This is a genomic window from Bacteroides sp. FSHCM14E1 (genome assembly GCF_019633785.1).
Classification (GTDB): Bacteria; Bacteroidota; Bacteroidia; order Bacteroidales; family Bacteroidaceae; genus Bacteroides; species Bacteroides hominis.
In genome coordinates, this window is record NZ_JADKYL010000001.1 from 216344 (window position 1) to 243081 (window position 26738).

General features: G+C 38.3%; 27 protein-coding genes. 9 read left to right on the forward strand and 18 right to left on the reverse strand.

Features of this window, described 5'->3' with window-relative positions; genetic code table 11:
* Positions 1 to 4: 4 nt before the first annotated feature.
* From ISX59_RS00930 to ISX59_RS00955, 6 genes are all read right to left on the reverse strand, one after another.
* On the reverse strand, positions 5 to 853 hold the full coding sequence (locus ISX59_RS00930) for a reverse transcriptase family protein (protein ID WP_010992853.1): 849 nt from the start codon (positions 851 to 853) through the stop codon (positions 5 to 7).
* Positions 854 to 876: 23 nt separating this feature from the next.
* Positions 877 to 1107, reverse strand: coding sequence for a hypothetical protein (locus ISX59_RS00935; protein ID WP_102408099.1), 231 nt, complete (start codon positions 1105 to 1107; stop codon positions 877 to 879).
* Positions 1108 to 1679: 572 nt separating this feature from the next.
* Positions 1680 to 1973 (reverse strand): helix-turn-helix domain-containing protein, encoded by a 294-nt coding sequence (locus tag ISX59_RS00940; protein WP_220575551.1) that lies wholly within the window; start codon positions 1971 to 1973, stop codon positions 1680 to 1682.
* A gap of 58 nt (positions 1974 to 2031) precedes the next feature.
* The gene (locus ISX59_RS00945; protein ID WP_220575552.1) at positions 2032 to 2334 is read right to left on the reverse strand and encodes a DUF3876 domain-containing protein; all 303 of its coding nucleotides are present in this window, start codon (positions 2332 to 2334) and stop codon (positions 2032 to 2034) included.
* A 10-nt stretch (positions 2335 to 2344) separates the two neighbouring features.
* Entirely contained in the window at positions 2345 to 2662 is a 318-nt protein-coding gene (locus tag ISX59_RS00950) for a helix-turn-helix domain-containing protein (protein WP_220575553.1), read from the reverse strand.
* Positions 2659 to 2958, reverse strand: a complete 300-nt coding sequence (locus ISX59_RS00955; RefSeq protein ID WP_220575554.1) for a DUF3408 domain-containing protein — start codon at positions 2956 to 2958, stop codon at positions 2659 to 2661. Before ISX59_RS00955 ends, ISX59_RS00950 begins: the two co-directional genes overlap by 4 nt.
* 491 nt (positions 2959 to 3449) lie before the next feature.
* On the opposite strand from ISX59_RS00955, the gene mobA reads away from it, so the two are divergent.
* Positions 3450 to 3899, forward strand: a complete 450-nt coding sequence (mobA, locus tag ISX59_RS00960) for a conjugal transfer protein MobA (protein WP_220575555.1) — start codon at positions 3450 to 3452, stop codon at positions 3897 to 3899.
* Between the two features lie 68 nt (positions 3900 to 3967).
* Here the strand turns inward: mobA and ISX59_RS00965 are convergent, their stop codons facing one another.
* The 7 genes from ISX59_RS00965 to ISX59_RS00995 all read right to left on the reverse strand — a co-directional run bounded on the left by ISX59_RS00965 (position 3968) and on the right by ISX59_RS00995 (position 8647).
* Entirely contained in the window at positions 3968 to 4291 is a 324-nt protein-coding gene (locus ISX59_RS00965) for a helix-turn-helix domain-containing protein (protein WP_220575556.1), read from the reverse strand.
* A 128-nt stretch (positions 4292 to 4419) separates the two neighbouring features.
* Positions 4420 to 4839, reverse strand: a complete 420-nt coding sequence (locus tag ISX59_RS00970) for an RteC domain-containing protein (protein ID WP_220575557.1) — start codon at positions 4837 to 4839, stop codon at positions 4420 to 4422.
* A complete protein-coding gene (locus tag ISX59_RS00975) occupies positions 4793 to 5032 on the reverse strand; it encodes a hypothetical protein (RefSeq protein WP_057319415.1) in 240 nt (79 codons plus the stop codon). Before ISX59_RS00975 ends, ISX59_RS00970 begins: the two co-directional genes overlap by 47 nt.
* Positions 5033 to 5070: 38 nt before the next feature.
* Positions 5071 to 6045: a ketopantoate reductase family protein gene (locus tag ISX59_RS00980; protein WP_220575558.1), complete on the reverse strand. Its 975-nt coding sequence runs from the start codon at positions 6043 to 6045 to the stop codon at positions 5071 to 5073.
* A complete protein-coding gene (locus ISX59_RS00985) occupies positions 6042 to 6887 on the reverse strand; it encodes a helix-turn-helix domain-containing protein (RefSeq protein WP_220575559.1) in 846 nt (281 codons plus the stop codon). Before ISX59_RS00985 ends, ISX59_RS00980 begins: the two co-directional genes overlap by 4 nt.
* Positions 6888 to 7798: 911 nt before the next feature.
* Entirely contained in the window at positions 7799 to 7951 is a 153-nt protein-coding gene (locus ISX59_RS00990; protein ID WP_005820048.1) for a hypothetical protein, read from the reverse strand.
* A 255-nt stretch (positions 7952 to 8206) separates the two neighbouring features.
* A complete protein-coding gene (locus ISX59_RS00995; protein WP_005820049.1) occupies positions 8207 to 8647 on the reverse strand; it encodes a hypothetical protein in 441 nt (146 codons plus the stop codon).
* Positions 8648 to 8894: 247 nt separating this feature from the next.
* Here ISX59_RS00995 and ISX59_RS01000 point away from each other — a divergent pair, with 247 nt between their 5' ends.
* Entirely contained in the window at positions 8895 to 9131 is a 237-nt protein-coding gene (locus ISX59_RS01000) for a hypothetical protein (protein WP_005805556.1), read from the forward strand.
* 59 nt (positions 9132 to 9190) lie between these two features.
* Here the strand turns inward: ISX59_RS01000 and ISX59_RS01005 are convergent, their stop codons facing one another.
* Positions 9191 to 9769, reverse strand: a complete 579-nt coding sequence (locus tag ISX59_RS01005) for an RNA polymerase sigma-70 factor (RefSeq protein WP_032530196.1) — start codon at positions 9767 to 9769, stop codon at positions 9191 to 9193.
* A gap of 140 nt (positions 9770 to 9909) precedes the next feature.
* Here ISX59_RS01005 and ISX59_RS01010 point away from each other — a divergent pair, with 140 nt between their 5' ends.
* From ISX59_RS01010 to ISX59_RS01035, 6 genes are all read left to right on the forward strand, one after another.
* Positions 9910 to 10932 carry a FecR family protein gene (locus tag ISX59_RS01010; protein ID WP_227559412.1) on the forward strand — a complete coding sequence of 341 codons (1023 nt, stop codon included), beginning with the start codon at positions 9910 to 9912 and terminating at the stop codon, positions 10930 to 10932.
* Between the two features lie 172 nt (positions 10933 to 11104).
* Positions 11105 to 14626, forward strand: coding sequence for a TonB-dependent receptor (locus tag ISX59_RS01015; RefSeq protein WP_032539368.1), 3522 nt, complete (start codon positions 11105 to 11107; stop codon positions 14624 to 14626).
* A gap of 10 nt (positions 14627 to 14636) precedes the next feature.
* Positions 14637 to 16652, forward strand: a complete 2016-nt coding sequence (locus ISX59_RS01020; protein ID WP_032539367.1) for a RagB/SusD family nutrient uptake outer membrane protein — start codon at positions 14637 to 14639, stop codon at positions 16650 to 16652.
* A gap of 226 nt (positions 16653 to 16878) precedes the next feature.
* Positions 16879 to 18366, forward strand: coding sequence for a sulfatase (locus tag ISX59_RS01025; RefSeq protein ID WP_233481294.1), 1488 nt, complete (start codon positions 16879 to 16881; stop codon positions 18364 to 18366).
* A 63-nt stretch (positions 18367 to 18429) separates the two neighbouring features.
* On the forward strand, positions 18430 to 21117 hold the full coding sequence (locus ISX59_RS01030; protein ID WP_032539365.1) for a glycoside hydrolase family 2 TIM barrel-domain containing protein: 2688 nt from the start codon (positions 18430 to 18432) through the stop codon (positions 21115 to 21117).
* A 62-nt stretch (positions 21118 to 21179) separates the two neighbouring features.
* Complete coding sequence (locus ISX59_RS01035; RefSeq protein ID WP_220575560.1) at positions 21180 to 22754, forward strand: arylsulfatase; 1575 nt, start codon at positions 21180 to 21182, stop codon at positions 22752 to 22754.
* Between the two features lie 310 nt (positions 22755 to 23064).
* Here ISX59_RS01035 and lepB read toward each other — a convergent pair whose 3' ends face one another.
* Together lepB and ISX59_RS01045 are read right to left on the reverse strand one after the other, a co-directional pair.
* Positions 23065 to 23598, reverse strand: coding sequence for a signal peptidase I (gene lepB / locus ISX59_RS01040; protein WP_032539362.1), 534 nt, complete (start codon positions 23596 to 23598; stop codon positions 23065 to 23067).
* 583 nt (positions 23599 to 24181) lie between these two features.
* Entirely contained in the window at positions 24182 to 24619 is a 438-nt protein-coding gene (locus ISX59_RS01045; RefSeq protein WP_005805572.1) for a DUF2000 domain-containing protein, read from the reverse strand.
* A 156-nt stretch (positions 24620 to 24775) separates the two neighbouring features.
* Between ISX59_RS01045 and ISX59_RS01050 the strand changes: the two genes are divergently transcribed.
* A complete protein-coding gene (locus ISX59_RS01050) occupies positions 24776 to 25243 on the forward strand; it encodes an Lrp/AsnC family transcriptional regulator (RefSeq protein ID WP_005777087.1) in 468 nt (155 codons plus the stop codon).
* Positions 25244 to 25351: 108 nt separating this feature from the next.
* On the opposite strand, the gene ISX59_RS01055 is transcribed toward ISX59_RS01050, so the two are convergent.
* Positions 25352 to 25675, reverse strand: a complete 324-nt coding sequence (locus ISX59_RS01055; RefSeq protein WP_005777089.1) for a hypothetical protein — start codon at positions 25673 to 25675, stop codon at positions 25352 to 25354.
* Positions 25676 to 25693: 18 nt separating this feature from the next.
* Positions 25694 to 26542: a helix-turn-helix transcriptional regulator gene (locus ISX59_RS01060; protein ID WP_005805577.1), complete on the reverse strand. Its 849-nt coding sequence runs from the start codon at positions 26540 to 26542 to the stop codon at positions 25694 to 25696.
* Positions 26543 to 26738 lie beyond the last annotated feature (196 nt).

The following is a 26738-nucleotide window of genomic DNA, read 5'->3' on the forward strand; positions in this document are numbered from 1 at the left end:
AGAATTATGCTTGCTTTATTCTTTGACGATACATAGTTAGTCCTTTTATCTTTAAGAATGCTTGTTCATTGTTTTGAACGTCCGCCTTGATTCGCTTTATTCTTTTATTATATGATTGTGGTATTTTAAGTTTATTGTTTTGACATATTACACCAGTAACTATTGGATTTTTTGTTTTATAAAAAGTTTTAGAATGACTAATTTTATATCCTGAAGTAGTTATAATAGATAATATTTCAGGGATTTTTTTATGGAAATCTATAGAAGAAGACATTGTTATATCATCAACAAATATTGAAAATTTAATATTATTCTCTTTTGCTAATGCCTGTATTCTATCGCCAACAGGCTTGAATACCAAATTAGCTATTAATGTTGATGTTGGAACACCTTGTGGAACTTGATAATTATGTGTAGTAAGTTTAGTTAAAGTTCTTGCAATTTCAGGGGTGCATCCTAATTTTAAAAACATATAAAACACCATTTTATGATTAATGGAAGGAAAAAAGGATTTCAAGTCTGTAGTAAATACATATTTATTACCTTGATGATATTTAGCGTTAAGAATATTATCCTTCTTAGGAATACCTCCAAAAAAATAATTAGGAAGAGTTGTTTTTGAAAGTAAATAGTTATACAATCTTTTTTGTATAACTTTCAAATCTTTATTAGTAGAGTTAATTGTGCGTTTTTTTATTGTTCCATCAGAATTATATAAAGGTTCATTGGTATCTTTATTTAATTTAGGCTTTTCCCATGTAGAGTAATATTTATCTATATTCTCTATAATGGAATCCAATTGTTGACGAGAAACTTTTAGTATATATAGCAAATGCTTTTCGGTTGTAATCATCCTACTAAAATGTATAAAAGAAATTAGAGAGCCGATAGAATATCAAAAACGGTTTTCAAAAAACTGTATATTTTTGAAATAACTGGAATTACCTTAAACAAACTTTTAAAAAGTAGATATAAGGTGCTTCCACATTTTTGAATAGACTTTAATAGTTGAGAAAACTCATCTATTTTTTTTGTCATTCTTCCTATCTTCGAAGAGCAATGGGAGGTTTTTATTTTTCCTCCTTTTGAAGGTATAACCTTTTTCATGATATATAATATTAAATGATTATATGGCAATATCGCCATGTCCTCAATCAATATTACTAATAACCAATAATACTTTTTGCTCTCTATTTTCATGTCCTAACAGACGTAGAGACGATTTACAAGTGAGGAATCCCTATATAGAATGCCAACAAACTATAAATGGATAGACCGCTATCTCTGATGTTTATCATTAATATAGATGAACACAGATGCTCGTCCCATAAAACCATATTGGTGTGATAAATCACTTTAATTTTGTAGTACTATTGGTTCAATTGTACCTTCTTCCACATTCTTTCAAAGAACGAATACTTTGCAAAAGTATAGAATAAAATAGTATTACCAAAGAAAAATGCTATGTAATTTTCCCAAACTGAATAAAACATTAACAAAGGTAAGCTCCGTATTCCGTCCGTTCAAGCCCAAGCCCTACGGGTTTGAAAGAAAATCTCCACACCTGCGCTCCGCTCCGGGTAGTATTTTCTTCCAAAGGCTTGCACAGACGGACTACTACACTGATAAAGTTAATGTTCTTAGTCAGTTTCGGAAAAAATGTGTTTTAGGGTAATAAGCTATTCCTGCCGTTCCTTGTTGTAGTAGGTCTGTAAAAGCCGTTCTATATCGCTTTGACGGTAGATTATTTTGCCTTTTATCTGAATGTAAGGGATAACGCCCGTATCTCTCCATTCTTGTAGCGTGCGAATGCTTACTTTCAAATATTTGGATGCTTCTCGGTTGCTTAGAAACTTTTCACCGTTCAAATGCGGTCTGCTTTTCTTTGCCAGTTTACCGATACCCTCTAACATTCTTTCCATAGACTGAAAGAAATCCTTAATTATTTCACTATTGCCGTTTATCAATTCCATATTGTTATATCGTTTTATTGATTTATAATTGGTTTGAATGATTGACATATATCACATGTCAGTTACGCAAATACTCGCCATAATAAGAAATGGAAAGGCTGTCTTTTATCTTGTCATAGCTGATATAAAGCCGCTTAAAGGCTGAAACGATGAAGTAACGGCTATCTTCTTTTTGTATTTCGTAAGTGGCTGGTTGCGCCTGTCCGTTATCCGATACATGGAGCATCGAAAGAAAATACTTTTTCTTGCTTTGGTATATCATTATTGTAGGATGAAGATTTAAACTTTCCCATGTACCCACAATAGCCGGAAGGGTAAAAGATTGGTTTGCTTCTGAATTGGCATCTTGTTTTCTTTTCATAAGGCGATACTTATTTGTTGGTTGGTATATAGTTGTTTTTCTTTCCTGAAACATGATTTACTGTACATTCTGCAATCAATCTTTCAATATCGGCAGATTTATAGTACAGCCTATTCCCGATTTGGGAGTAGCCCAGTTTACCGCTATCCCGGTAGTTCTGCAAACTTCGGATGCTGATACCGAGCAGGGCACACGCTTCACGACCTGACAGCCATTTGTCTGGCTGGTGGGTATTCTCTTTACAAATCCGTTCTACCTGATTGACGAAACCGGAGAATCGTCTGCACACCTGTTTAAAGGTTTGTTCCTCAATAGTTACGATATTCATATGTCTTTCTCTTTTGGCTGGTTGAATATTCCTTTCTGCATTTCTTCCCGGTAGAGAGCTGAAAGAACATCATTGTGTGCACCTAAATGTTCTTCCAGTACGTTATCAATGAAATTTCCGATGCTTACTTGTTTGTTTGTAATCACGCCTACAATCTGAACGATACGTTTTTGTATCTCTCCGCTTATGTACACGCTTTGACGGTTGCAAACCGACCGTTTTTTAAGGAACACCGATTTATAACTTTCCCGTTCCTTGCTTACTGTTTCCTGTAATGATTGTTTTACTTGTTCCATACATTTAATTTTTAATGATTTATAAATAAGTTGATTTATTCCCGATACTGATTGAAATAATGTAAGCCAATTTTATAACTATGTCCCTTTATCTTTAAATAGCTTTCAAACATGGTTTAAAATTATATTCAGACCTTGTTTTACTGTCTCATATATTGCCACCATTCAATCATTTTTCAGCAAAGAAAGGGGTAAAAACAGACGCTTTAAAAAATGGGGTTACTTTGTCCGTTTGTGTCGTGATTTGGCGCAATATCTTATATTTCAAGGGAAAATTGCTGTCTGTAATTTTGCAACTGATAAACAGACAGAGGATAAAGCCAAACTACTTGCTTTGGCAATCTGACCGTAGGGAAGATTTTTATGTTCATTAGAACATAGCAAGTTGTGTTTTGAGGTCCGCGCTTCGCTTTTTGTGCCTCAAAACCTTGCCACCTTTTAAGGTGGTTGGTTTTACTCCGAAGTCGTAAAACCAGTAAATAATTATCATTATGGAACAGAAAAAGAAGCTATTTAACAAAGGTGGGCGCAAGCCTAAACTTGACCCACGAACACACCGCTATTCCCTTAATTTGGACGATGTGGAGAACGCCAAGTTCTTAGCCTTTTACGACCAATCAGGCTACAAGGTAAAGGCGCATTTTATTAAGAACTGTATTTTCGGGAAATCGTTTAAGGTACTTAGGATTGATAAAAGCAAGGTAGATTATTACATCCAACTCTCCCAACTGTTTTCACAATTCAGGAGCATAGGCATACTGTATAACCAAACGGTGAAAGAACTACATTCCAATTTTGCGGAAAAGAAAGCACTTGCCTTGCTTTACAAACTGGAACAGTACACTGTTGAATTGATAAAGACGAACCAGCAGATTATTGCGCTTACCAAACAGTTTGAAGCATCTTATAAGGAAGAGGGAATAATATCGGCAGAGAAATAAGTAGAGGTTTGCCAAAAGAAAAACATCCCGAAGCTGCCACGTGTACAACTTCGGGATGAATTTCAGTTTTACTTATTCGTTCCGTGTTCTTTCTCGAACTTTCGGAACGTACCCACATCGAACCGTTCCTTTATGAACTCTCGCACATCGGAAGCCCGGTAATAGGCTTTTCCGCTAATCATCATAAAGGGCAGCAGTTTCTTGCTTCTTAATCTCTGTAATGTCCGGGTACTGACTTTGAATAGCAGGCATAAATCCTGATTATCCAAAAGTTTGTCATTCGGCATTACTTCTGGGTTGGTTTGCAAACTCTTTACATCTTTGCCGACTTCTTCCAGTTTATCAAGTAGCTTTTGCATCCAGTCTTTGAACTCGTAATTATCTACATACATATTGCTTCATTTTTCTGATTATACATTAAGATTCTCAATCGATTGATGAAGCAAAGTTCAGAAAAGGGAAGCAAACAAATTACAGGGTAGCATACGCTACCCCGTATAAATTGATACTAAGTATCTGATTATCTATACCCTTTATTTCCGTGTTCTTTTCGGATAAGGGTTACCAGTTCGCTAAGGAACTCTGTTAGTTTTGTTGGCTTACGCTTGATGACATCCATATGCTTTTGATGATAATCGCCTAACTTTATATTGAAAAGCCATTCAAAGCCTTTGCCTAAATCCGTCAGGTGAGCAGGGCTACCATTTTGATATATTATACGTTGGGAGAGAAATAGACCGCTGACAATTTCCATGATGTTGATAAAGGTTGTCTTGTCAGCCAAGTAGAGAGGGGAAATAAAGAGCTTATTTGCGTGTTGCTGAAACTGTTCCGGATATTTTATGCGCAGTTTGATAATACGCATTTCATTATTTAGTAATCCCATTGCTTCATCAATTAAATGCAAGTAGGGCATTTTTTTCTTGCTCAAACCGCACACGATACGATTTAAGTCGATGCAAACCAAAGGAGAAATAACGAAGTAAAACGCTATAATCCTGTTCGTTGAAACTGAAATCAGCTAAATGTGTAGCCAATTCCTCAATAGCTTCTGTAAATTCTGTTACAGAAACTTTACGCTGCGAGCATTCCAATAATAATTGGAAAAATCTCTCTTGTAATATATCTTTCATATACTTATATTTAATAGCTATCGAATTGATAGCTTTATTCACTTACTTTTATTAGTTTGGTTAGAAGATATATAACTTTTTAATTGTGCCAGATTAGGAGTTATAACAGCATATTTTACACCACTATCTATTATATCATCTATCATTTGCCTTATTTCAACAGGAGAATGATTTATATGTCCATCAAACATAAGTTGCAGAGCATCATTACCATAAATTTTCTTAGCTATTGGCACACTGATAAATAAAGGTAAAAGATATAATCTATTTGCTTTTTCTGTTTTAGGATTGACACCCATTCTTTTACAAATAGCTAAGCCTTCCCGAATAGCTTTCATTGTAATTTTAATAATAGCTGTATTCTCTATAAATTTAAAGGCACTTCCGGCACTCATTATTCCCGCTGAAAGACCGGCAGCAACAGCATAATGTGTGATTAGCCATACTAATATTTGATTAGAAATGACAGGCTTTAAGTTTGCTTTATCCAGTATTATAAAAAGTTTTTCTACTCGTGGAGTTATCCGCCCGTCTTTTTCACCTAACGGAGTATTGGAATATTTTAGACCTGAGATGGCACAATGTATGCTTTTATCTTCTTTCCCACCTCCAACCATAAAGGGAAAGGCAAAAAAGTATTGTTCAGGTTTTAAATATTTATCTATTTCAGTAAAAACATCCCAGTTATTTTGGAAAAATACAACATTTGCTTTTCCTGCTGACTTTGAAAGAGTTGGCAATATAGTTGATAATTGCAATTTATTGGTGGAGACAATAATATATTCAAAATCATTGTTTGACGAAAGTTCGTCTATTACTGTAGGCTTAAAGATTACATCTGTATCTTTTCTTGCTTTCCCTCTAAAGTCAGAACAGATAATTTGAATGCCATTCTTTTGTACAGATTCTTTTTGCCCTTTACGCACCAATACAGTAACGTCACATCCTACTTTGGATAATTGCCAACCATAAGTACAGCCTACTACACCAGCACCGTATATCAATATTTTCATAAAGCGATGTTATTAAGTTTTTTATTGTCGTTGATAAATACAGAGTTGAATACCGATAGATTTTCGGTATAAGTATCACAAATATCAAGTAGTTGTTTAGGGGTATAGCCCGTGAACATTTTAAACTCCTTTATTAGATGTGACTTATCATAATATCCACAATCATAGGCAACTTTACTTATACTGATTTGTGGAGTTGATTGCAAAATATTGAATGTCTTTCTAAATCGTGTGATTTGGATAAAATCTTTTGGATTTAGTCCTATATATTCAGAGAATATCCGTTTAAATTGCTTATATCCTAAACAAGCCGTTTGAGATAGAACGGATATATTTCCTTCTCCTTCATTGATATTTTGAACAGTAGTCATCATCCTATTGGCATTACATGGAATATTTTTGGATAGTCTATTTAATAAATATTCTTCTATCAATCTAACCGTTTGATAAGTATCAAATGCTTCATTTATTTTCTCTTCCAATTCTACTAAATAGGTATTGTCTAACAAATCAATACTTATGTTTTGATTAGTAAATTCTTCCATAGGATATGAAAAAAACATCCTGCATCCGATAGGCTGAAATAGGATAATAACCATATCTAAGAAAGAAAATTCTATGTCTGAATAAGTGCTGATTTGCCCGCTTATATAGGATTGTGGCTGCGTCCCCTTATGAAAAGAAGAAATAATTTTGTTTCCTTTATGAAAAACAAGTGCTACATAACCTGCCGGAATAGAACGTTGAAAGCCTTGCTTTACATCATCTATCCTTAAAAACCAATATTGCTTTATATAAGGTGCGAGCAATTTAGTAGGTTGTATTACTTGAATTTTCTCCATTTTGCCTTAATTATCAGGCAAAAGTAAGATTTCTTAGATTGATAATAGGTGTAAAAAAGGGACATTCTAATAAAAATGCAAAAAACACAATAGGAAAGTTAGAAGCCTGACACTCTGTTAATAAATCTTTAGATAATATTCCGTATGAACTATTTTGCTAATTTTGCACCAACTCAAACAACCACCGCAACACCAAGCAATCTAAAGAATTGCACACGTGGGGTTATTAGTGGGAGAAAGAATAAAGGAGCTTGCTAAGATATTGAGTACGTGAGGAATAGAATTAAGGTTCATCTTCCGTACGCACCGCAAAGGAGAATTGAGAACAAATATTTAGCACTGATATTCAATATATTAGTGCTTTTTTATGTTCTTACCTTTGCTACACTTTTAAAAATGGTGTGCATAATATGCGACCGATTATTAGTAACCCGTGCGACCAATCCATGCGTAACATTCATGTATTTTAACTAACTGAACTAATGAATGTTATATATTGATTACTTTTTAAATTTTGTACCTTCCGTCTTATATGAATACGTTTTTCTATCTTAAGTCCATCATTTATCATGTAAAGTGATTTTGTAAAAGGATGAGATCCTTATGTCATATAAGCAAAAAAGACTGTATGGAGTTTTGTTCAGAACAGTCTTGCAATTCAATGCATTCTTTGTCTTGTTTTGGTATTATTGGTGTCCCATTCCACTTCAGTTTGTTGACTAATCCTTTCTTTTGAGTAACATGCCAAGACACAGCTATCTATCTTCTACCTTTTCCTTTGTTTAGTCCTCCCATAGGAGTGGAGATAAGGACAGCTTTTAATGGTTTTACCATATCAACTTTACGTTCATAAATTCCCATGTGTTTCTTTCCTTTAAAACGGTTCTTCTCCAAATTTGGTGGTAAATTCTTTATTTCTTTATTTTCAAGTTGATAATTGTCCTTTTTGCTTGCTTTAATAAGAAAAAATAGACACCGGCTGAATAAGATAACTCAAGTTTCGGAAGTGAATTTGCGCCGTCTGAACCGGTATCTTCATCCTTATCCCTTTCTTCAATTAACATTGTTAATGCCTTTTGCAGTTTGTCAGGTTCTTATGCGCAAATAATAAGGCTTTTGCATTTAAAGAACTTGTTATTCACATCCAAAGAACAAGCTTTAACTCTGTGTTAAAACAAAGCTTTTGAAGATGGAAATTTTACTTTTTAAAGATATTGATTTTCAGATGGTTTATTCTAAAATTCGCTTCTTCACCTCATGGATAGACTCTTCGGGGGAAAGTCGGGATACTTGCTTTTTTGTCAACTATAAACGAGGGCTTACACTTCCCTTACCACCAAATTTGAAGAAGAACCTTTAAAACTGTTATTCTGTATTTTGCATTGTGCTTTGAATGATAAATAATTGGAAATTATTCCTTTAAAGTAAGATCTATTGATAAATAAATCTCTTATTTCCAACTTGGAAGTGGATAAACATGAATTTGTATACGGATTTTTTGTTTTGATGAGTTCCAATATATCGTTTACTTTTACATTATATGCTTTGGCAATGTCTCCGATAGTCATTCCAACTAGATTCTTGAATTTCTTTCGGCTATAGGAATCGTTTGGGTTGGGAACTAAAAAATTCTTTTGGCGTATTAGTTCCTTTTCCTCTTGGCATACTGCTTCCTTTTTCTTTTGCGTGACCTGTTTAATTTTCCTTAGTTCAGTCAGTTGTTCAAGGAAATAGAGTTGTATCTTATATTTATTAATCATATTCATGATTCTTAATTGGAAAACTTTATTGTTTAGTAGATTCTCTTCCAAAAGTTCTTTGATTATCAAATCTATTTTTCTGTGGTATTAACTGGTATATAATGGGTTAGCTCCATGGATGTATGTCTTTAAGGTTTCAGACAAATTTAATTATAATTTGGGTAATATGATTAGGATTGAATAAAAAAGATGAGGAATCTTTCACTTTCCTACAAAGGAACACATAACTCATACCATAAATATTTTTATGAAAAGACTTCCTCTGGTGATAGACAATATGCCAAAAGAAGAACAAAAAACAATATCATTCTTCATTGGTAGAAACTTGGCAGAATCAGAAGTCCCTCTTCTGCTAATTACCCGGAAAGAGATTGAGTATGGGGTAAATATTGTTTCTGCTGCATTTGCAAACGAGAAAAATCAAGAACCAAGACTTTCCTCTGTTAAAATGTTTTCTACTTTTGTTGGAAGGGGACTTCTCTGATAGTAATTTTTTACTCTAAGAATTCTTTTTCAGCAACTGAGGAAAAACTAATTCAATAGCTAACGGATGATTGTCAATACACAAACGAGGGTGGTGATTAGTAAATCTGCAAGATCCTCACGAAGCAGCTTTGTTGCCTGTTGTATGCGGTAAGCAATGGTTTTTATTGAAACTCCGGAAATCTCAGCAATTTCTTTATAACTCTTTTGGGTAAAACGATGCATAAGAAAAGCCTCCCGATAAGAAGTTGGTAACCCATCTATGGCCTCTTTTATTCGTCTGGAAAGCTCTTGAAATTGAAATGCTTCTACACCATGTATTAGCTTTTCCATTTCTTCATAAAATATGGTATCAGCTTGATTTTTCAAATTTTTCTGCTTAATGCAGTTGAGTGACCTGTGATATACCGATTTGAGTAAATATCGACCTAATGAAGTTTCAACCTGGAGTGTCTGGCGATGTTCCCACAACCACAAAATTGCGTCTCCGGCTATTTCTTTTGACTCTTCATTATCTACAAACCTATTCCCATATGCGCAAAGAATTGGGTAGTACTTTTTAAATATACTATCGAAAGCTATTACTTCTCCTTTTCTCAGTGCAATTAATAAATATGCATCTTCATTGCTGTGTTCCATGTCTGCAATGATAATGCTTGTATTTTAAATATATACAATCACTGTTGTTAATTATAAAGTTTATTAATATTAAGTAATGTTAATTATGAAAATGAGTTTAGTATTTTTTATTTCCCGGTTGTCTCTTTAATAAATTTATCATGGAAATGGATTATTCGAATATAGAAGACTTGCTCATTAGCTATTATGATGGTAAAGCGACAGCAGATGAAGTACGGGAAATAGAAGCCTGGATCAAGTCGTCAGATGGGAATAAAAAGAAGGCTATTGACATTTATACTCTTCTTCTTATGACCGACGCACAGCAAGTCGCTGAAAATATAGATTTGAATGAAGAGTTAACCAAAGTGAAAGGGCATATGCAGGGAAGCAAGTATCATATTCCCTGGTGGAGTTGGATGCAGCGCGTAGCCGTGTTTTTACTTATACCGATGACAATTACTATTTTTATTTTGCTCTATCAATCGGGATCTGCTGCGCCTGTCCGTACCCAATTATACGAAATCCGTACACAGCCTGGGATGATTACCTCATTTAGATTACCGGACAGTACTTTGGTATATTTGAATTCTGGTTCAGTTTTGAAGTATCCTTCAGCTTTTACTGGTGATATTCGTGAAGTAAGCTTGGATGGTGAAGCTTATTTTGATGTGACTAAGGATTCCACTCGCAAATTCATTGTTTCAACGCTTCAAAATTCTAAAGTGGAGGTTTTGGGTACACGTTTTAATCTGGAAGCATTCGGCAATATGGATGAAGTCACTACGACGTTGATAGAAGGTAAAGTAGAATTTATATATCAGCAGGCAGGTACTAAACGTAAAGTGACAATGAAGCCGGGACAGAAAACCATTTATAACAAAAAGAACGAAGAAATTTTATTAAAGAGTACGAATGGAGAATCGGAATTGTCGTGGAAAGATATGAAAATGATATTTGACCGGACTCCTATGAGGGATGCATTACGCATGCTGGGGAAACGTTATAATGTAGACTTTATAGTAAATACTTCTAAGTATGACAAATATACATTCACCGGTATGTTTACAGATCAATATGTAGACGAAATCTTGGAAAACTTTAAAATTTCATCATGCATTCGTTGGCGGGTCATTAAGGCAAAAGATAACGATCAGAAGAAGCGGGTTATAGAGATATATTAGAAAGAACCCTTATGTTTAACTAAATTTGATACTATTATGAAACATTACAAGCCTCCTTAATTAAAAAGACATACAGGCATGATGCGCCAACATCTGCCTGTATGTGAAAGCCTTTAAACTGTTTGCGCGCAAACAGAATAAATTATTTCTTAACTTTAATTCATGCAAAGATATGAAGAAAAACAACTATGTCCAACAATTATGGGCGGATAATCCCATGCCTGCCGTTTGGAAAAATTTTCCATTAACTATGAAATTGCTTTTTGTGTTTTCTTTTTGTTTTGTTGGTTTACTATGTGCCAGCGACAGTTATGCCCAACGCACTATAATCAATGTGGAAGCAAAAAATCAGACTGTAAAAGAAGTACTTTCCCAAATTGAGTCACAATCTGAATTTAGTTTTTTTTATAATGATAGTCATGTTGATATTAACCGCCGGGTATCAATATCAACCGGGTACAATAACATCTTTACTATATTGAATGAGGTGTTTAAAAATACTAATGTAAAATATGTTATAAATAACAAGAAAATAATATTGTCCACGAAGATACCGGATACATCTTCCGTAAAACAGACAATACATATAAAGGGAAAGGTGACGGACATATCCGGCGATCCGGTGATTGGAGCTACTGTTATGGAGAATAGCACTAAAAACGGCGTGATAACAGATCTGAACGGAAATTTCACTCTGGATGTCTCTTCGCCTAACACTACTATCACAGTTTCTTATGTAGGTTATGTATCTCAGACTGTGAAGGCGCAAGGTGACAAGGTTTTGTCGATTATTCTGAAAGAGGATATGCAAACATTGGATGAAGTCGTGGTCGTAGGTTTCGGTACACAAAAGAAAGTGAATCTGACCGGTTCTGTATCTACAGTAAATGCTGATGAATTATTGTCGCGTCCGGTTTCCAACGTAAGCCAGGCTTTACAGGGATTGGTTCCGGGAATGAATTTTTCCTATGCTTCCGATGGCAATGGCGGTGAGATAGGTGCGGACATGAAGGTCAATATTCGTGGAACAGGTACTATCGGAGCTGGTTCCAATGCGGCTCCGTTAATCCTGATCGATGGTATGGAAGGAAATATGAATATGCTGAATCCGAATGATATTGAAAGCATATCAGTTCTGAAAGACGCTGCCGCCTCATCTATCTATGGTTCGCGTGCACCTTTCGGGGTAGTGTTGATAACAACTAAGAAAGGAAAAGCCGGGAAGGCAACCGTTAATTACAATAACAGTTTTCGTTGGTCGCAGGCTATCAATCTGCCGCATGTGGCAGATGCATACACATATGCTATGTATTTCAATACTATGCAGCGGAATGACGGTGTAACGGCAGTACAGTTTGATGATACCCGCCTTCAAGCTATCAAAGATTATGCATCGGGAGTGATTACCACTACTACTCAGCCTAATAGGAATACCCCTACTATTTGGGACTGGATCGGCAATACGGATACGGATTGGTATGATGTAGTATTCGGAGGAACGGCATTTTCACAGGAGCATTCGCTGAGTGTTAGTGGCGGAACGGAGAAAATACAGTATTATTTTTCGGGAAATTACATGGGGCAGGAAGGCATGATGGCTATCCGTCGTGATCAATTGCAGCGTTACTCGGTGACAGGAAAGATTAATGCAGAACTTTTTCCCTGGCTTCATATGAATTATAGTATGAAATACATGAGAAAGGATTATTCCAAGCCTACTGCTATGACCGATAATACTCTTTATCAGAATATTTCCAAACGTTGGCCGATGGAGCCTACTGTAGATCCTAATGGATATCCAATGGGAAACACGATCATCCGGCCTATTCTCTACGGAGGTGACAATGATTCTCAGACTGACTGGCTATACCAACAATTCCAGGTAGTAGTGGAGCCTGTCAAGAACTGGAAAATTTTCGGGGAGATTAATTATAAAACGATCGATAACTTTTCCCATACGGCTTCTTTAAAGGTTACACAAATGAATGTAGCCGGTGAGCCTTATTTGGGTGATACCTGGCAAACATCGAAAGTTACAGAAAATGCTGAACGTACCAATTATTTTAACACAAATGTTTATAGTGACTATAGCAGAACTTTTGCTGAGGCACATCATGTGAAAGTGATGGCAGGATTTCAAGCTGAAATGAGCAAATGGAGACAGCTTAAGGCTACGAAGCAGGATTTGATATCAGAATCCGTCCCTAATATAAATGCTGCCACGGGAAAACCTACTATTGACAAGTCTCAACTGACTCATTGGGCTACAGCCGGCTTTTTCGGTCGAGTCAATTACGATTATAAAGAACGTTATCTGTTCGAGATGAATCTTCGTTATGACGGAACTTCACGTTTTGCAAGGAATAAGCGCTGGAACTTGTTTCCCTCGTTCTCTGCCGGATGGAATGTGGCGCGTGAGGCATTTATGGAACCTTATAACGATGTTATCAATAATTTGAAAGTCCGTGGCTCTTGGGGAGAGCTTGGCAATCAGAATACGACAAATCTATATCCGTATATCCAGTTGATGAAGTTTGTTGCTGAAGATCCTAACTCTAATTGGCTGATTGAAAACAAGCGTCCCAACACAGCGAATGCACCGGATTTGATCTCGGCGTTATTAGGCTGGGAAACCATGCGGTCATGGAATATTGGTTTCGATTTGGGATTGTTGAGCAACCGCTTGACTGTAAGCTTTGACTGGTTCAACCGGAAAACCATTAATATGGTGGGGCCGGCTCCCGAACTTCCTGTCACTTTGGGAACGAATGTTCCTAAAGTGAACAATGCCGATATGCAGTCTACCGGTTTTGAACTGGATTTGGGATGGAGAGATCAAATCAGAGGATTTAATTATGGAGTCCACCTGTTACTTTCGGATGACCGCCAGAAGATTTTGAGGTATCCTAATAAGACGGGTAAAATCGACACTTGGTATGCAGGTGAATATAGCGGTAATATATGGGGATTTGAAACCATCGGCATAGCCAAGAGCCAGGAAGAAATGGACGCCCATCTTGCTTCACTGCCCAATGGCGGACAGGATGCTTTAGGCACCAAATGGGGTGCGGGTGATATCATGTACCGGGATTTGAATGGCGATGGTAAAATTACCTCCGGTGCCACTCTCAATGACCCGGGAGACAGGAGGATTATCGGTAACAGTTCTCCTCGGTTCAAATTCGGTCTGGATTTGAATGCATCCTGGAAAGGTTTCGATGCGCGTTTGTTCTTCCAGGGGGTAGCAAAACGTGACGCATGGTTAGGTGATAATATGTTCTGGGGAGCTACAGGTGACATATGGCAATCAGCATGCTTTACTCCTCATCTTGATTTTTTTCGTGAAGGCGATGATTTTTGGAGTCCTAATACAAATGCTTATTTCCCCAGGCCGCTGTCTGTCAATTATGCTAAAAACCAACAGGCGCAGACTCGTTATTTGCAAAATGCCGCTTATGTACGGCTGAAAAATCTGCAGATCGGCTATACTATCCCTGCACGGATAACGTCTAAAATGGGTATTTCCAATCTGCGAATATTCTTCTCAGGAGAAAACCTGTTTACACTTACGGGATTGCCGCAAGGCTTTGACCCGGAAACAATCGGTACCGGATACGGATCAAATTCATATACTTCAGGAAAGACCTATCCGTTGTCTCGTACTTTCTCCACAGGATTTAGTGTTAATTTTTAATTGATGACGTATGAAAAAGATAATTCAATATTTGTTTTTGTTGGCAGGAGGAAGTTTTATTCTTTCTTCTTGCAATGATTTCTTGGATAAGGAACCTTTGGATAGTGTGACTCCGGACAACTTCTTCTTCAATGAAAGTGACTTGGCTGCCTATGCTGTAAAGCACTACAATTTCACGACTCACGGCGGATACAATGCAGGTATTTGGAGAAATGATAATGCAACCGATAATCAGGCTGCTACCAGTTATGATAATAAGTGGATTCCCGGTCAATGGAAAGTGCCGGAAGCTTACAGTGATCCCAGTAATAATGACCCTTGGTATTTTGGGCCTATTCGTGAAGCAAATTATTTTCTTGAAACAGTGATACCCCGTTTTGAAAAAGGAGAAATAGAAGGTACGGAAGTCAATATCAAACATTATATTGGCGAAATGTATTTTTTACGTGCTAAAAATTATTTATCTAAATTACAGACCTTCGGTGATTTTCCTATCATAACAAAAACATTGCCGGACGAAAGCGAGGCTTTAGTTGCAGCCAGTAAACGGGAGCCCCGCTACAAAGTCGCTCGTTTTATTTTGCAAGATTTGGATAATGCCATCGGTATGCTGAGCAATAATATTACAGGTGGAAAGAATCGTATAACCAAAAATGCGGCTTTATTATTGAAATCGAGAGCTGCCTTATTTGAAGCCTCCTGGCTGACATATCATAAAGGTACGGCTTTAGTTCCGGGTGGCCCGGGGTGGCCGGGAAAGGCGGAGGATATAACGGGTTTTAATATCGATACAGAAATTGCATTTTTTCTGAAGGAGGCTAAGGCCGCAGCTAAGGAAGTAATCGGGAATGCGGCTTTGGTACAGAATACAGCAAAAGACTGTACGGATGAAATAGTTAAGACAGATGAAGACGTATATAAAATGAGCAATCCTTATTTTGCCCAATTTTCCGCAGATAACCTGGAAGGATATTCAGAAATATTAATGTGGCGTCAATACAATCTCCTTGAGTATAAAATCATGCATTCGGCTCCTTATTATATTCGAGTGGGAGGAAATACAGGATATACGCGGAATTATGTGGAGAGCTTCCTTTGTCGTGACGGCAAGCCGATCTATGCAAGCGATGAATATAAAGGGGATGGGGCATTACGGAATGTACGTAAAAACAGAGATTTGCGTCTGCAACTTTTCATGATGACTCCTGGTGAAACACTCAGCCCGACTATCATGAATGGTACTCCCGATTTACTACCGGAAGCTCCGAATCTTTTGGATATAACAGAATTAAAATGTGTGACGGGCTATCAGGTTCGCAAAGGGCTTTCCGATCATTGGTATCGTGATGGCAATACAGCGATCGAAGGTTGTCCGGTATATCGTGTAGCCGAGGCGTATCTGAATTATATTGAAGCCGATTGTATGGAACATAACGGTACATCTATCGGTTCAGAAGCGGCCGGCTACTGGGGGGATCTTCGCGAAAGGGCCGGGTTGCCGAGAGATTATACGGTGACAGTGAATAATACGGACCTTTCCAGAGAGAGAGACTGGGCGGTATATTCGGCAGGAAAAGAAGTTTCTTCTTTATTGTATAATATACGTCGTGAACGGCGTTGCGAACTCATGGCGGAAGGTCTTCGTATGATGGACTTAAAACGGTGGAGAGCCTTGGATCAGGTTAAGGGTTACATTATTGAAGGTGTCAATCTGTGGGAATCCGATTTGAAGGATATGTATATGAAGGACGGGAAGAATCTTTTGGTACAGGAAGGCGAACCGGATTCTAATGTTTCAAGCTATGCCAGTAGTGGTAAGTATCTATGTCCTTATCGGGCTACTAAAACAAATAATCTGATGTATGATGCCGGATACTCCTGGTGTGAAGCACATTATCTGAATCCGATTGCTATTACGCATTTCAGAATCACTGCTTCAGATCCTAATGATCCCAGTACTTCTGTTATTTACCAGAATCCGGGATGGCCTACTGTAGCTAATGAAGGACCGATTGGTGTAAAGTAAAACATATAGAATTTCAATTTGAAAGAAGTTATTGCAAGAGCCTGGGTGGTAGGTAAAAATACCAATTGCCACTATTGTATATTCCTAACACCGCTCTTTGGGTAGCCACTCTTTCTTCCTGAGAAAAAATAGTGGGGGGAGAAGGCTTTTGCAATACTTCTTCTTTAACAACAAACTAAAAATGGAAAGAATTGCTTCCTTATTTTTGTTATGTCTTGCGGGTAATATGTATGCAGGAGGCATAAAAGTGGACAAGCGTCCCAATATCCTTCTTTTTCTGGTAGATGATATGGGGTGGCAGGATACTTCCGTACCTTTTTGGAATCAGAAGACACCTTTTAATGAACGTTACGAGACACCCAACATGGAACGTCTTGCCCGGAAAGGTATGAAGTTCACACAGGCATATGCCAATAGCATCAGTTCGCCCAGTCGAGTAAGCTTATTCACAGGTATGAACAGTACCTGCCACAAAGTCACCAATTGGACCCTGGAGAGAAATGCTTCCAATGATGCTCCAAGTGACAAACTCATCTATCCACAATGGAATGTAAACGGATTCTGTCAACAGGACAAGATTGAGCATTGTACCTATGCGACTTCGCTGGCACAGTTATTAAAAGACAATGGATATTATACCATACATTGTGGTAAAGCACATTTTGCCGCACGTTCAACACCTGGTGAAAATCCGCTGAATATGGGGTTTGATGTTAATATTGCCGGTGGAGCTCCCGGGGCTCCCGGCACTTATCAGGGACTTACACATTTCGGAAATGCCTATGAAGGCCATGCACCATCGAAATTTGCTACTCCCGGCCTTGAAGAGTATCGCGGGAAAGATATTTTTCTGACTGAGGCACTTACCTTGGAAGCGGTCAGGGCACTCGATAAAGTGAAGCAGGAAAACCAACCGTTTTTCCTGTACATGGCACATTATGCCATTCATGTGCCACTGGAAAAAGATAAGCGGTTTTATAAGAAGTATAAGGAGAAAGGACTATCAGATAATGATGCTGCTTATGCGGGACTCATTGAAGGAATGGACAAAAGCCTTGGGGATCTGATGGATAATCTGGAAAAGAATGACCTGATGGATAATACAATCATACTTTTTATGTCGGATAATGGAGGACTGGCGTCGGAGCCTTACTGGCACACGCCTTTGTATGTACAAAATGCTCCGCTCAGTAGTGGAAAAGGATCGGCCCATGAAGGGGGAATCCGCGAACCGATGATGGTCTATTGGCCTGGTGTAACTCAACCGCAGACTGAATGTGACAAATATGTAATTATAGAGGATTTTTTTCCTACTATTCTTGGAATGGCAAAAATCAAACGTTACCATACGGTACAGCGTGTGGATGGAATCAGCTTTATCCCGTTGCTGACCGGTAAAAAGGATACCTCTAAAAATCGGGCCCTTTTCTGGAATTTCCCCAATGGATGGAGGGAAGAAGGGCCCGGGTTCGGAGCCAGTTGTACTATCCGTAAAGGCGACTGGAAGTTGATCTACTACTATGGTACGCAAAAGAAAGAACTCTTCAACATAGCCAATGATCTTTCAGAAAAACAGAATCTCGTACAAAGTCATCCCGGTATAGTGAAAAGGTTATCTGATGAATTAGGTAAATATTTAAGAAAGAATAAAGCTCAGCGTCCGAGATTTAAAAGTACTGGAAAATTAGTACCTTGGCCGGATGAAGTTCTATGAGAAAGTAAAATAGTCTATCGTTGATATACAGAAAAATACCTAATTTAGTAAAATAGAAGAATTATGAGATTTTCTTTAATCTTTTGGAAAATTGTGCTTATCTGTCTGATGTTGACCGAAGCAACAGGTATTTATGCAGACGGCTACCAGCCATCTTATTCCACTGCCGGCTTTTATTCACTTCCCAACACAGGACGTGCGGTGTATAGTATGAATCCCGCCTGGAGACTTCATAAAGGAAATATCGAAGGAGCGGAACGGCCGGGATTCAATGACAAGGCCTGGAATATCGTATCATTGCCGGATGGCATAGAGTATCTCCCCACTGAGGCCAGCGGATGCGTCAATTATCAGGGTGAGGTCTGGTATCGGAAACATTTTACTCCCGAACCGTGTTGGAGGGGCAAACGGCAATTCCTCCATTTCGAAGCTATTATGGGAAAGTCCAGAATATGGGTGAACGGAAAGTTGCTGAAGGAACATTTCGGTGGTTATCTGCCTGTAATCGTTGATGTCACTCCATACCTGAAATACGGAGAAGATAATGTAATTGCCGTATGGGCGGACAATGGTGATGATCCCGATTATCCTCCCGGAAAACCACAGGACGCATTGGATTTTGCTTATTTTGGAGGAATTTACCGCGACTGCTGGATGATAGTCCACAACCAGGTATTTATTACCGATCCCAATTATGAAGACGAGGCTGCCGGAGGTGGGCTGTTTGTCTCCTTCGACAAAGTGTCCGAGTTGTCTGCACAGTTGAAATTGGACACCCATATACGCAACAACTCCGGAAAATCTTTTGGCGGAAAAATAACGTATGAACTCTATGATCAAGATAACAAATGCATTCTTACCAAAGAAACCGGCTTGTCAGTGAGTAACGGGATTGCCAGACAGTTTTCCTGTAAAGCAACTGTCGAAAAGCCTCACCTCTGGTCACCCGACACTCCCTACCTTTACAAACTGCACATTTATGTGAAAGACAAAGCCGATAACATCATTGACGGATATTGCCGCCGTATTGGTATCCGCAGCATTGAATTCAAGGGAAAAGATGGCTTCTGGTTGAATGGAAAGCCGTATCCGTATCCTCTGATAGGAGCCAATCGTCATCAGGATTATGCTGTAATAGGCAATGCCCTGCCCAACAGTCTGCATTGGCGCGATGCGAAAAAGTTGCGTGATGCTGGATTACGTGTTATCCGGAATGCCCATTATCCGCAAGATCCGGCATTTATGGATGCTTGCGATGAATTAGGACTCTTTGTGATTGTCAATACACCGGGGTGGCAGTTTTGGAATGACAAGCCGATCTTTGCCCGGAGAGTATTCAGTGATATCCGCAATATGATTCGCCGGGACCGTAATCATCCTTGCGTATGGATGTGGGAACCGGTCCTGAATGAAACCTGGTATCCAGCGGATTTCGCCAAGAAGGTAGTAGATGTTCTCAAAGAAGAATATCCATATCCGTATTGTTATGCCGGATGTGATGCGACGGCACGCGGACATGAATATTTCCCCGTCCAATTTACCCACCCGATAAACGGTGGCGGCGGAGCCTTTAATTCCAAAGATTTAGACCCTAAAATCAGTTATTTCACCCGCGAATGGGGAGATAATGTGGACGACTGGAACTCTCATAACTCACCGAGCCGGGTCAACCGCAGCTGGGGAGAAGTGCCTATGCTGATTCAGGCACAGGGATATGCTAAGAATGATTATCGGCTTACAAGTTATGATATACTGTACAGGACTCCCAGACAACATATAGGCGGTTGCTTCTGGCACTCCTTCGACCACCAGAGAGGCTATCATCCCGATCCGTTCTACGGGGGAATCATGGATGCTTTCCGGCAACCCAAGCTATCTTATTATATGTTCTGTTCCCAGCGTCCTGCCGAACCCAACAAAGAACTGATAGCCGATAACGGACCGATGGTTTACATAGCCAATGCGATGACTCCTTTCTCCCCAAAAGATGTGACAGTATATAGCAACTGCGATGAAGTTCGCCTTACCTATTGTAAGGGAGGCAAGCGATATACTTACCATAAGTCGGCGAATGAAGCCGGAATGCCTTCACCGGTTATCATGTTTAAGGATGTCTTTGATGTCATGCACGACAAAAAGTTGGCACGACAAAACAAACAGGCGGATTCTTATCTCCTGGCGGAAGGAATAATGAACGGAAAGGTGGTTGTGACACATAAAGTAACGCCTGCCCGTCGTCCCGTGAAATTATTGCTTTGGGCGGACGATGAGAAAGTACAGATGAAAGCGGACGGTTCAGACATAGTGACAATCATAGCCGCCATCGCAGATGAAAACGGGAATATCAAACGTTTGAATAACTACGAAGTCAAATTTGAGATTGAAGGACAGGGGCAGCTCGTTGCCGATGAAGCGACATTTACCAATCCCCGTCCGGTACTTTGGGGAACTGCCCCGGTGCTGGTAAGGTCAACTACTACACCCGGAGAAATCAAAATTCGCGCATCGGTGGTATGGCAAGGCAAACAGACTCCCGTTCCGGCAGAATTGATTATTTCCACTTTTCCTTCAGAGCATACTCTGATAGCGGACAAAGAGGAACTGGCACAAGCCCAATCAACAGACGGGCGTAACAACGAAAAAGCAATTACTGTCTCTTCTGATTGTAAAAAGCGTGTCCTTGATCTGCAACAGGAATTAAGCCGCCTGAAACTAAAAGAGGTAGAAAAACAGCAGAGTGACTTTGAATAATCACCCCGGCTTGCTGTGGATAGAATAAACACATATTTATTTCAATTTTAAATTATAATCATATGAACAGAGTATTGTATACTTCATTCTTGTTAGGAGTCGGGCTTACCTGTATAAAGGCCCAGACAAATACTCCTCCTAACATTGTATTGATTTTATGTGACGACATGGGCTTTTCCGACCTGGGTTGTTACGGAAGTGAAATCCAGACCCCAAACATCGACAGTCTTGCAGAAAACGGTGTTCGCTTCAGCCTGTTCAAGAATACAGGAAGAAGTTGCCCCAGCCGTGCTGCTTTGCTGACAGGGCACTACCAGCATGAGGCGGGCATGGGATGGATGACGGCAGTAGATGAACATCGCCCCGGATACAGAGGACAGATTACGAAAAACATCCCTACTATTGCCGAAGTGATGAAGGCGAATGGTTACAGCACTTATATGAGCGGCAAATGGCACGTTACAGTAGATGGAGCTTTTGATGCTCCTAACGGCAGCTATCCGGCCCAGAGAGGTTTTGACAAATATTACGGTTGCCTGAGCGGAGGAGGGAATTATTATAAACCGACTCCCGTATACAGTAATCTGACCCGAATTACAGAATTCCCCGATGATTATTATTACACCACTGCCATCACCGATTCGGCAGTAAGTTTTGTCAAACAACATCCTGCAGGCAAACCAATGTTTATGTACGTGGCTCATTATGCTCCTCACTTGCCTCTTCAGGCTCCTGCTGATCGCGTGGGTAAATGCATAAATCGGTATAAGGTGGGATATGACGTGCTGCGCAAGCAACGTTTCGACAGATTAAAGAAGTTGAAGTTCATTCCGGACGAAATGGATTATCCCGTCTTCCAAAAAGAGTTTGGTGGAAAACGTCCTTCTTGGGAAACACTCACACGAAAACAACAGGAACAATGGATTACCGATATGGCTACTTATGCTGCTATGATTGAAATCGTGGATAGCGGAATTGGTGAATTGGTGGAAACAATCAGGCAAAAAGGGATGCTGGATAATACCGTATTTATCTTTTTAAGTGATAATGGCGCAACAAAAGAAGGCGGATATTTGGGACAGCTTATGGCTGACTTGAGTAACACCCCTTATAGAAGTTATAAGTCACAATGTTTTCAGGGAGGTACAAGTACACCTTTTATCTTATCCTATGGAGATGCTGAAAAAAATAAGATGAGAGGTCAGATTTGCAGACAACCGGCTCATATTATTGATATACTGCCTACTTGTATAGATCCTGCCACAGCCACTTACCCTTCGGATTTCAAAGATAATTTGCCAGGTAAAAGCTTACTTCCTTCAATCAATGGGAAAAAAATAAAGCCCAGAGAATTATACTTTGAACACCAAAGTTCCTGCGCTATTATTTCCGATCATTGGAAACTGGTACGTGGCAGCCAGAATGAACCATGGGAACTAATTGATTTAAAGACGGATCCATTTGAAACAAAAGATCTGTCCGCTCAATATCCGAAAGAAGTGAAAAAGCTGGAGGCTAAGTGGAATAAATGGGCGGAACGCTCTAATGTGTTTCCACTTGAAGATAAACCCTGGTCTGAAAGAATCAAATACTATATAGAGCGAAACCCGGATCAAAGCGGAAGAGAAGCGAAATAGTAAATGTTCCATGTTTTAATAGGAGCTGTATATATCCGGGGCTGTGTCAAAACTCTTTTTACCACAGATTACACAGATTATCACAGAATAAGAATGTTGATAATCAATAACTTAAAAATCACTCTATGTTACTCTGTGTCCTCTGTGGTGAGTTTCGACACACCCTCTTTTAGTTCATCTGTATCGTTGAACAATGGGCTTTAGGTATACAAAAAATTCGTTGCGTTTGAGTGATATCAACTTTAACCTATTTGAAGTTCTTGCTATTCATTGTTTTGTGGTATGATAAATCGGGGATATCCTCAGATATTCATTTTCTTTTTGCACTTTTCCCGATAATTGAATCCGCAGCTATGCATCCTTGCGAACGGCTGTCAATTGAGCCACTTCTGTAATCCCCTGCAACGAAGTAGCTGCCCGCCGGAACAACAATCGCAGACGTGGTAGCCGTTGTCGAATCTATGGGTACAACGCTTTTACAGATATTTACCTTTATGCCGTTGGGCAGACGTTCACAATACTCTTCACATTCATCATCTTCATAGAAAAGCTTTCGTATAAATTCCCATTCGCACTTCTTGCCGTTAATGATACATTGCTGATCCTGAAAACGGATAGTGTCACCAGGAAGTCCGACAATTCGTTTAAATGCCCTCTCCTGAAAGCCGGGTATATATGAATAATATGCAATCACATCTCCATAAGTCAGGGAGTCCACCGGAATAAGACTAACCATTTCACCAACTTGATAGTTCGGATACATTCCGGTACTACCCAATTCAACTTTTTGACTGCATGCTACCAATATCAATGGTACGACAAGTGAATACAATCGCTTTCTCATAAGTTCAACTTTTATTTATTCAGGAATTCGTCATGGTTTAGATAATATTCAATAGCTTTTATGTAATCTTTATATAATGTTTTAAGATTTAATTTGTATTGAAAATTCAATATTCCTTCGAATGTTTCAACATCGACCAACGAACGTATATCCAAATTGGATGCCTGTTTCGTAAGCAAATATAACGATTGTTTTTTATGGCATAGTAGAATATGCCAAATAGTTTGGACTATTTCGTTTTTTTCAAATGATTCTGATTCTTTCTGTTGTGTTGCAATGTTCCGGGCATAAATTGGAAGCTGGTGTTATTCCCAAAACTGTGTTCTCTGCAATAAAATACAGAGAACCTCCGCATAATCCCGTAAGGAAAAGAAGTAATTCATCCTTCGGGCAATTAGCCCAAAGTTTTCCGTGTGATATTATCCATATACATGAATAAGCTAAAATAAAACGGCATAATAGAATCTCTACCAGTGGTAATCTTTCATTGATTAATACTTTGGCAGAGACAAAAATGGTACCCTGTATAACAACCGTCAATAGAGCGATAATAGGGTATAGTATATTCTTATTTTTATACATTTTATCTGATCAGGCTTAAACAGCCGGTTACTTTATTTATAATTTTCTTCTCGGCACAAATTCCAATGCCAATGTAGTGCAGGTCTGCTTCATTGGCACTATACATTTCCCGTTCGTATTCATCATAAGTTTTAGATTGTTGAGCAATAGTAGAAAAATCGACTAATACCAGCTCTTCTATTTTTAAAGAATTGAAGAGCTTACGGATTTCTTTTATCTTTTCTTGCGAAGCTCCAAGTATAGGAATTGGGAGTTGGGTTATGCCTAAATGTTTTTCGCCTTGTTTATCGTATACATCATGACTCACAATGTTATTGACTTTACACCCAAGTGTCATGGACAAGACACTGGCAATGTTAGCTACTATGCCCGTAGGTTGGGCGTTATCAATCACTAAAACACATTTGTGTGTGGCACTTGAAAGATTCTTTGTTTCCATATATTTATATTGCTTTTGTGCTTGCAAAGTTATCTATAATGGATTATTTTCCTATATGTCGGCTTAAAATACGATATTATTCCTATATTCGCTTGTTTTTCTATTCTATTTTCCTGAAAAGGAGAACTTAAACCATTTAAAATAGGAAAAAAGACTATGGGGCAATTAGACAAAACCGACATTGAAATACTTCAGGTATTACAGAAAGACGCTAAGGTAAACACTAAGGAGCTTTCCGAGAAGCTTCATATTTCCAAAACTCCGATATACGAACGCATCAAACGGCTGGAAAATGATGGCTATATAAAAGGGTATGTTGCTTTGGTAGATAATAAGAAGATAGGACTGCCGTTAATTGTCTTTTGTAATGTCTCTCTGGCAGTTCATGATGACGAACATATTAAACGTTTTCAAGAAGAGATAAAGAATATAGATGAAATCATGGAATGTTATTCTACCGGTGGTATTTACGACTTCTTCATTAAAGTAGTTTTAAAAGATTTGGATGCTTATAATCAATTTGTTTTTGAGAAACTGACTAAGGTACACGGTATCATTAAAATGCAGAGTTCATTTGTTTTGAGTGAAATTAAACATACAACCGTATTAAATATCGATAAATGATTTATAAGGGGGGACTAACTATAAAATAAGAATTTTCCACCTAATATTTGAATATTCAATATATGGTTCTGCAGTGCCTTTCTTAGTGAGATGCTGTGATAGTCGATTTTACGGAGGGAGTAATGCTTTCCAATTCAGGAAGATATTTTCATCTTCGTTGAAAGGAGGAAGCAAAATTTTGATAGAGTCATCCATCACGGATGTCGGATATTTCTTTTCAAGCTTTTTTATAATTGTTTTTTTTACTCGTGCTATGGCGTAACTCTCTTCAGGCTGCACTCCAAAGAGTTTTCTTACTTCGATTTCCGGGAAGAGCATGCATAACAAGAAAGCCGACCATTCATAAGTATACCAGTAGCCGTTGACGTAGTTCAGATAAATGCCATTTCTGTTATTTTGTTCCCGTCGCAATACAAATTCTATTTTTTCCATTTTTCGGGTCAGGACTTCTTATTCTGCAATTTTTTCTCTGAATTCACTTGGAGTGATTCCAAGCTTTTTTTTGCAATAGGTGGTGAAATGTGAGGGTGAGGCAAAGTGAAAAGTTCGGGCTATCTCACTGATGGGTATATCGCGATTGGCTAATTGCCCTTTGATGTGGCGTGTTTTTTGGGTGAGAATCCAATTATAGGGAGTATCATGAAAACAACTTTTAAATTTACGGTTGAAAGAGCGCTCGGAGCAATGATATAGTTGTGCAAACTGTTTGATGTTTCGTACTTGTCTGTAATTTGCGAGTACGAAACTCTTGAAGTTTAGATCTCGTCCTATGATAGGCATCAGGAAATGTGCCATTTCTGTCTGGTTGTAGAATGTTCCGAATGCCATGAATACCTCTTTTTGTTTTAATTCGTGTATATGGCTACACTGAACCTTCTGTTTTAGATAGTAGCAAATACTGTCCAACACATGTCGCAATGGGGGATAGATAGGTAAGGAGTAGAAATAAGTATTTTCGTATTCAGAGTGAATGGTAAGCGATTCGATAGACGTCTTATTATAAAGATTTATCTGGTTGTCAAAGAATAGCAATACAAATTCTGTCTCTGTCATGCTCTTGCTTTTATTCGGGTCGTTTTGGGGAAAGAGAATCATGTTTCCTTCAGCAACTTGTTGATTGTGGAACTCACTGCAAGATGTCAGGAGTTCTCCTTTTAAAAGAAATAAAATGCACGAGTGATGATGATTATCTACTTTAAAATCGCCTCCTGAAAAGAGTCTTTGGTGAATAAAGCATATGTTGTAATCAGATACATAATTGAGGCAAGTGGTGTGTCGTTTTATATGTAATAATTTCATAGTCAAGCTATTTCTTATTTTAATAATTATATAAGAACAAAAAAGGAAAGCGGGAAGTTTTATATTAAAAAGACACAATGTTTTATAATCGTGCCATCTTTTTTCTTTTTGGTTTTTTATAGTTATATCTGCATTTTGCTTTCATTTTTTATCTATTTTTGCGATTTGCATAGATTATATACCAAAAGGGCTTTGA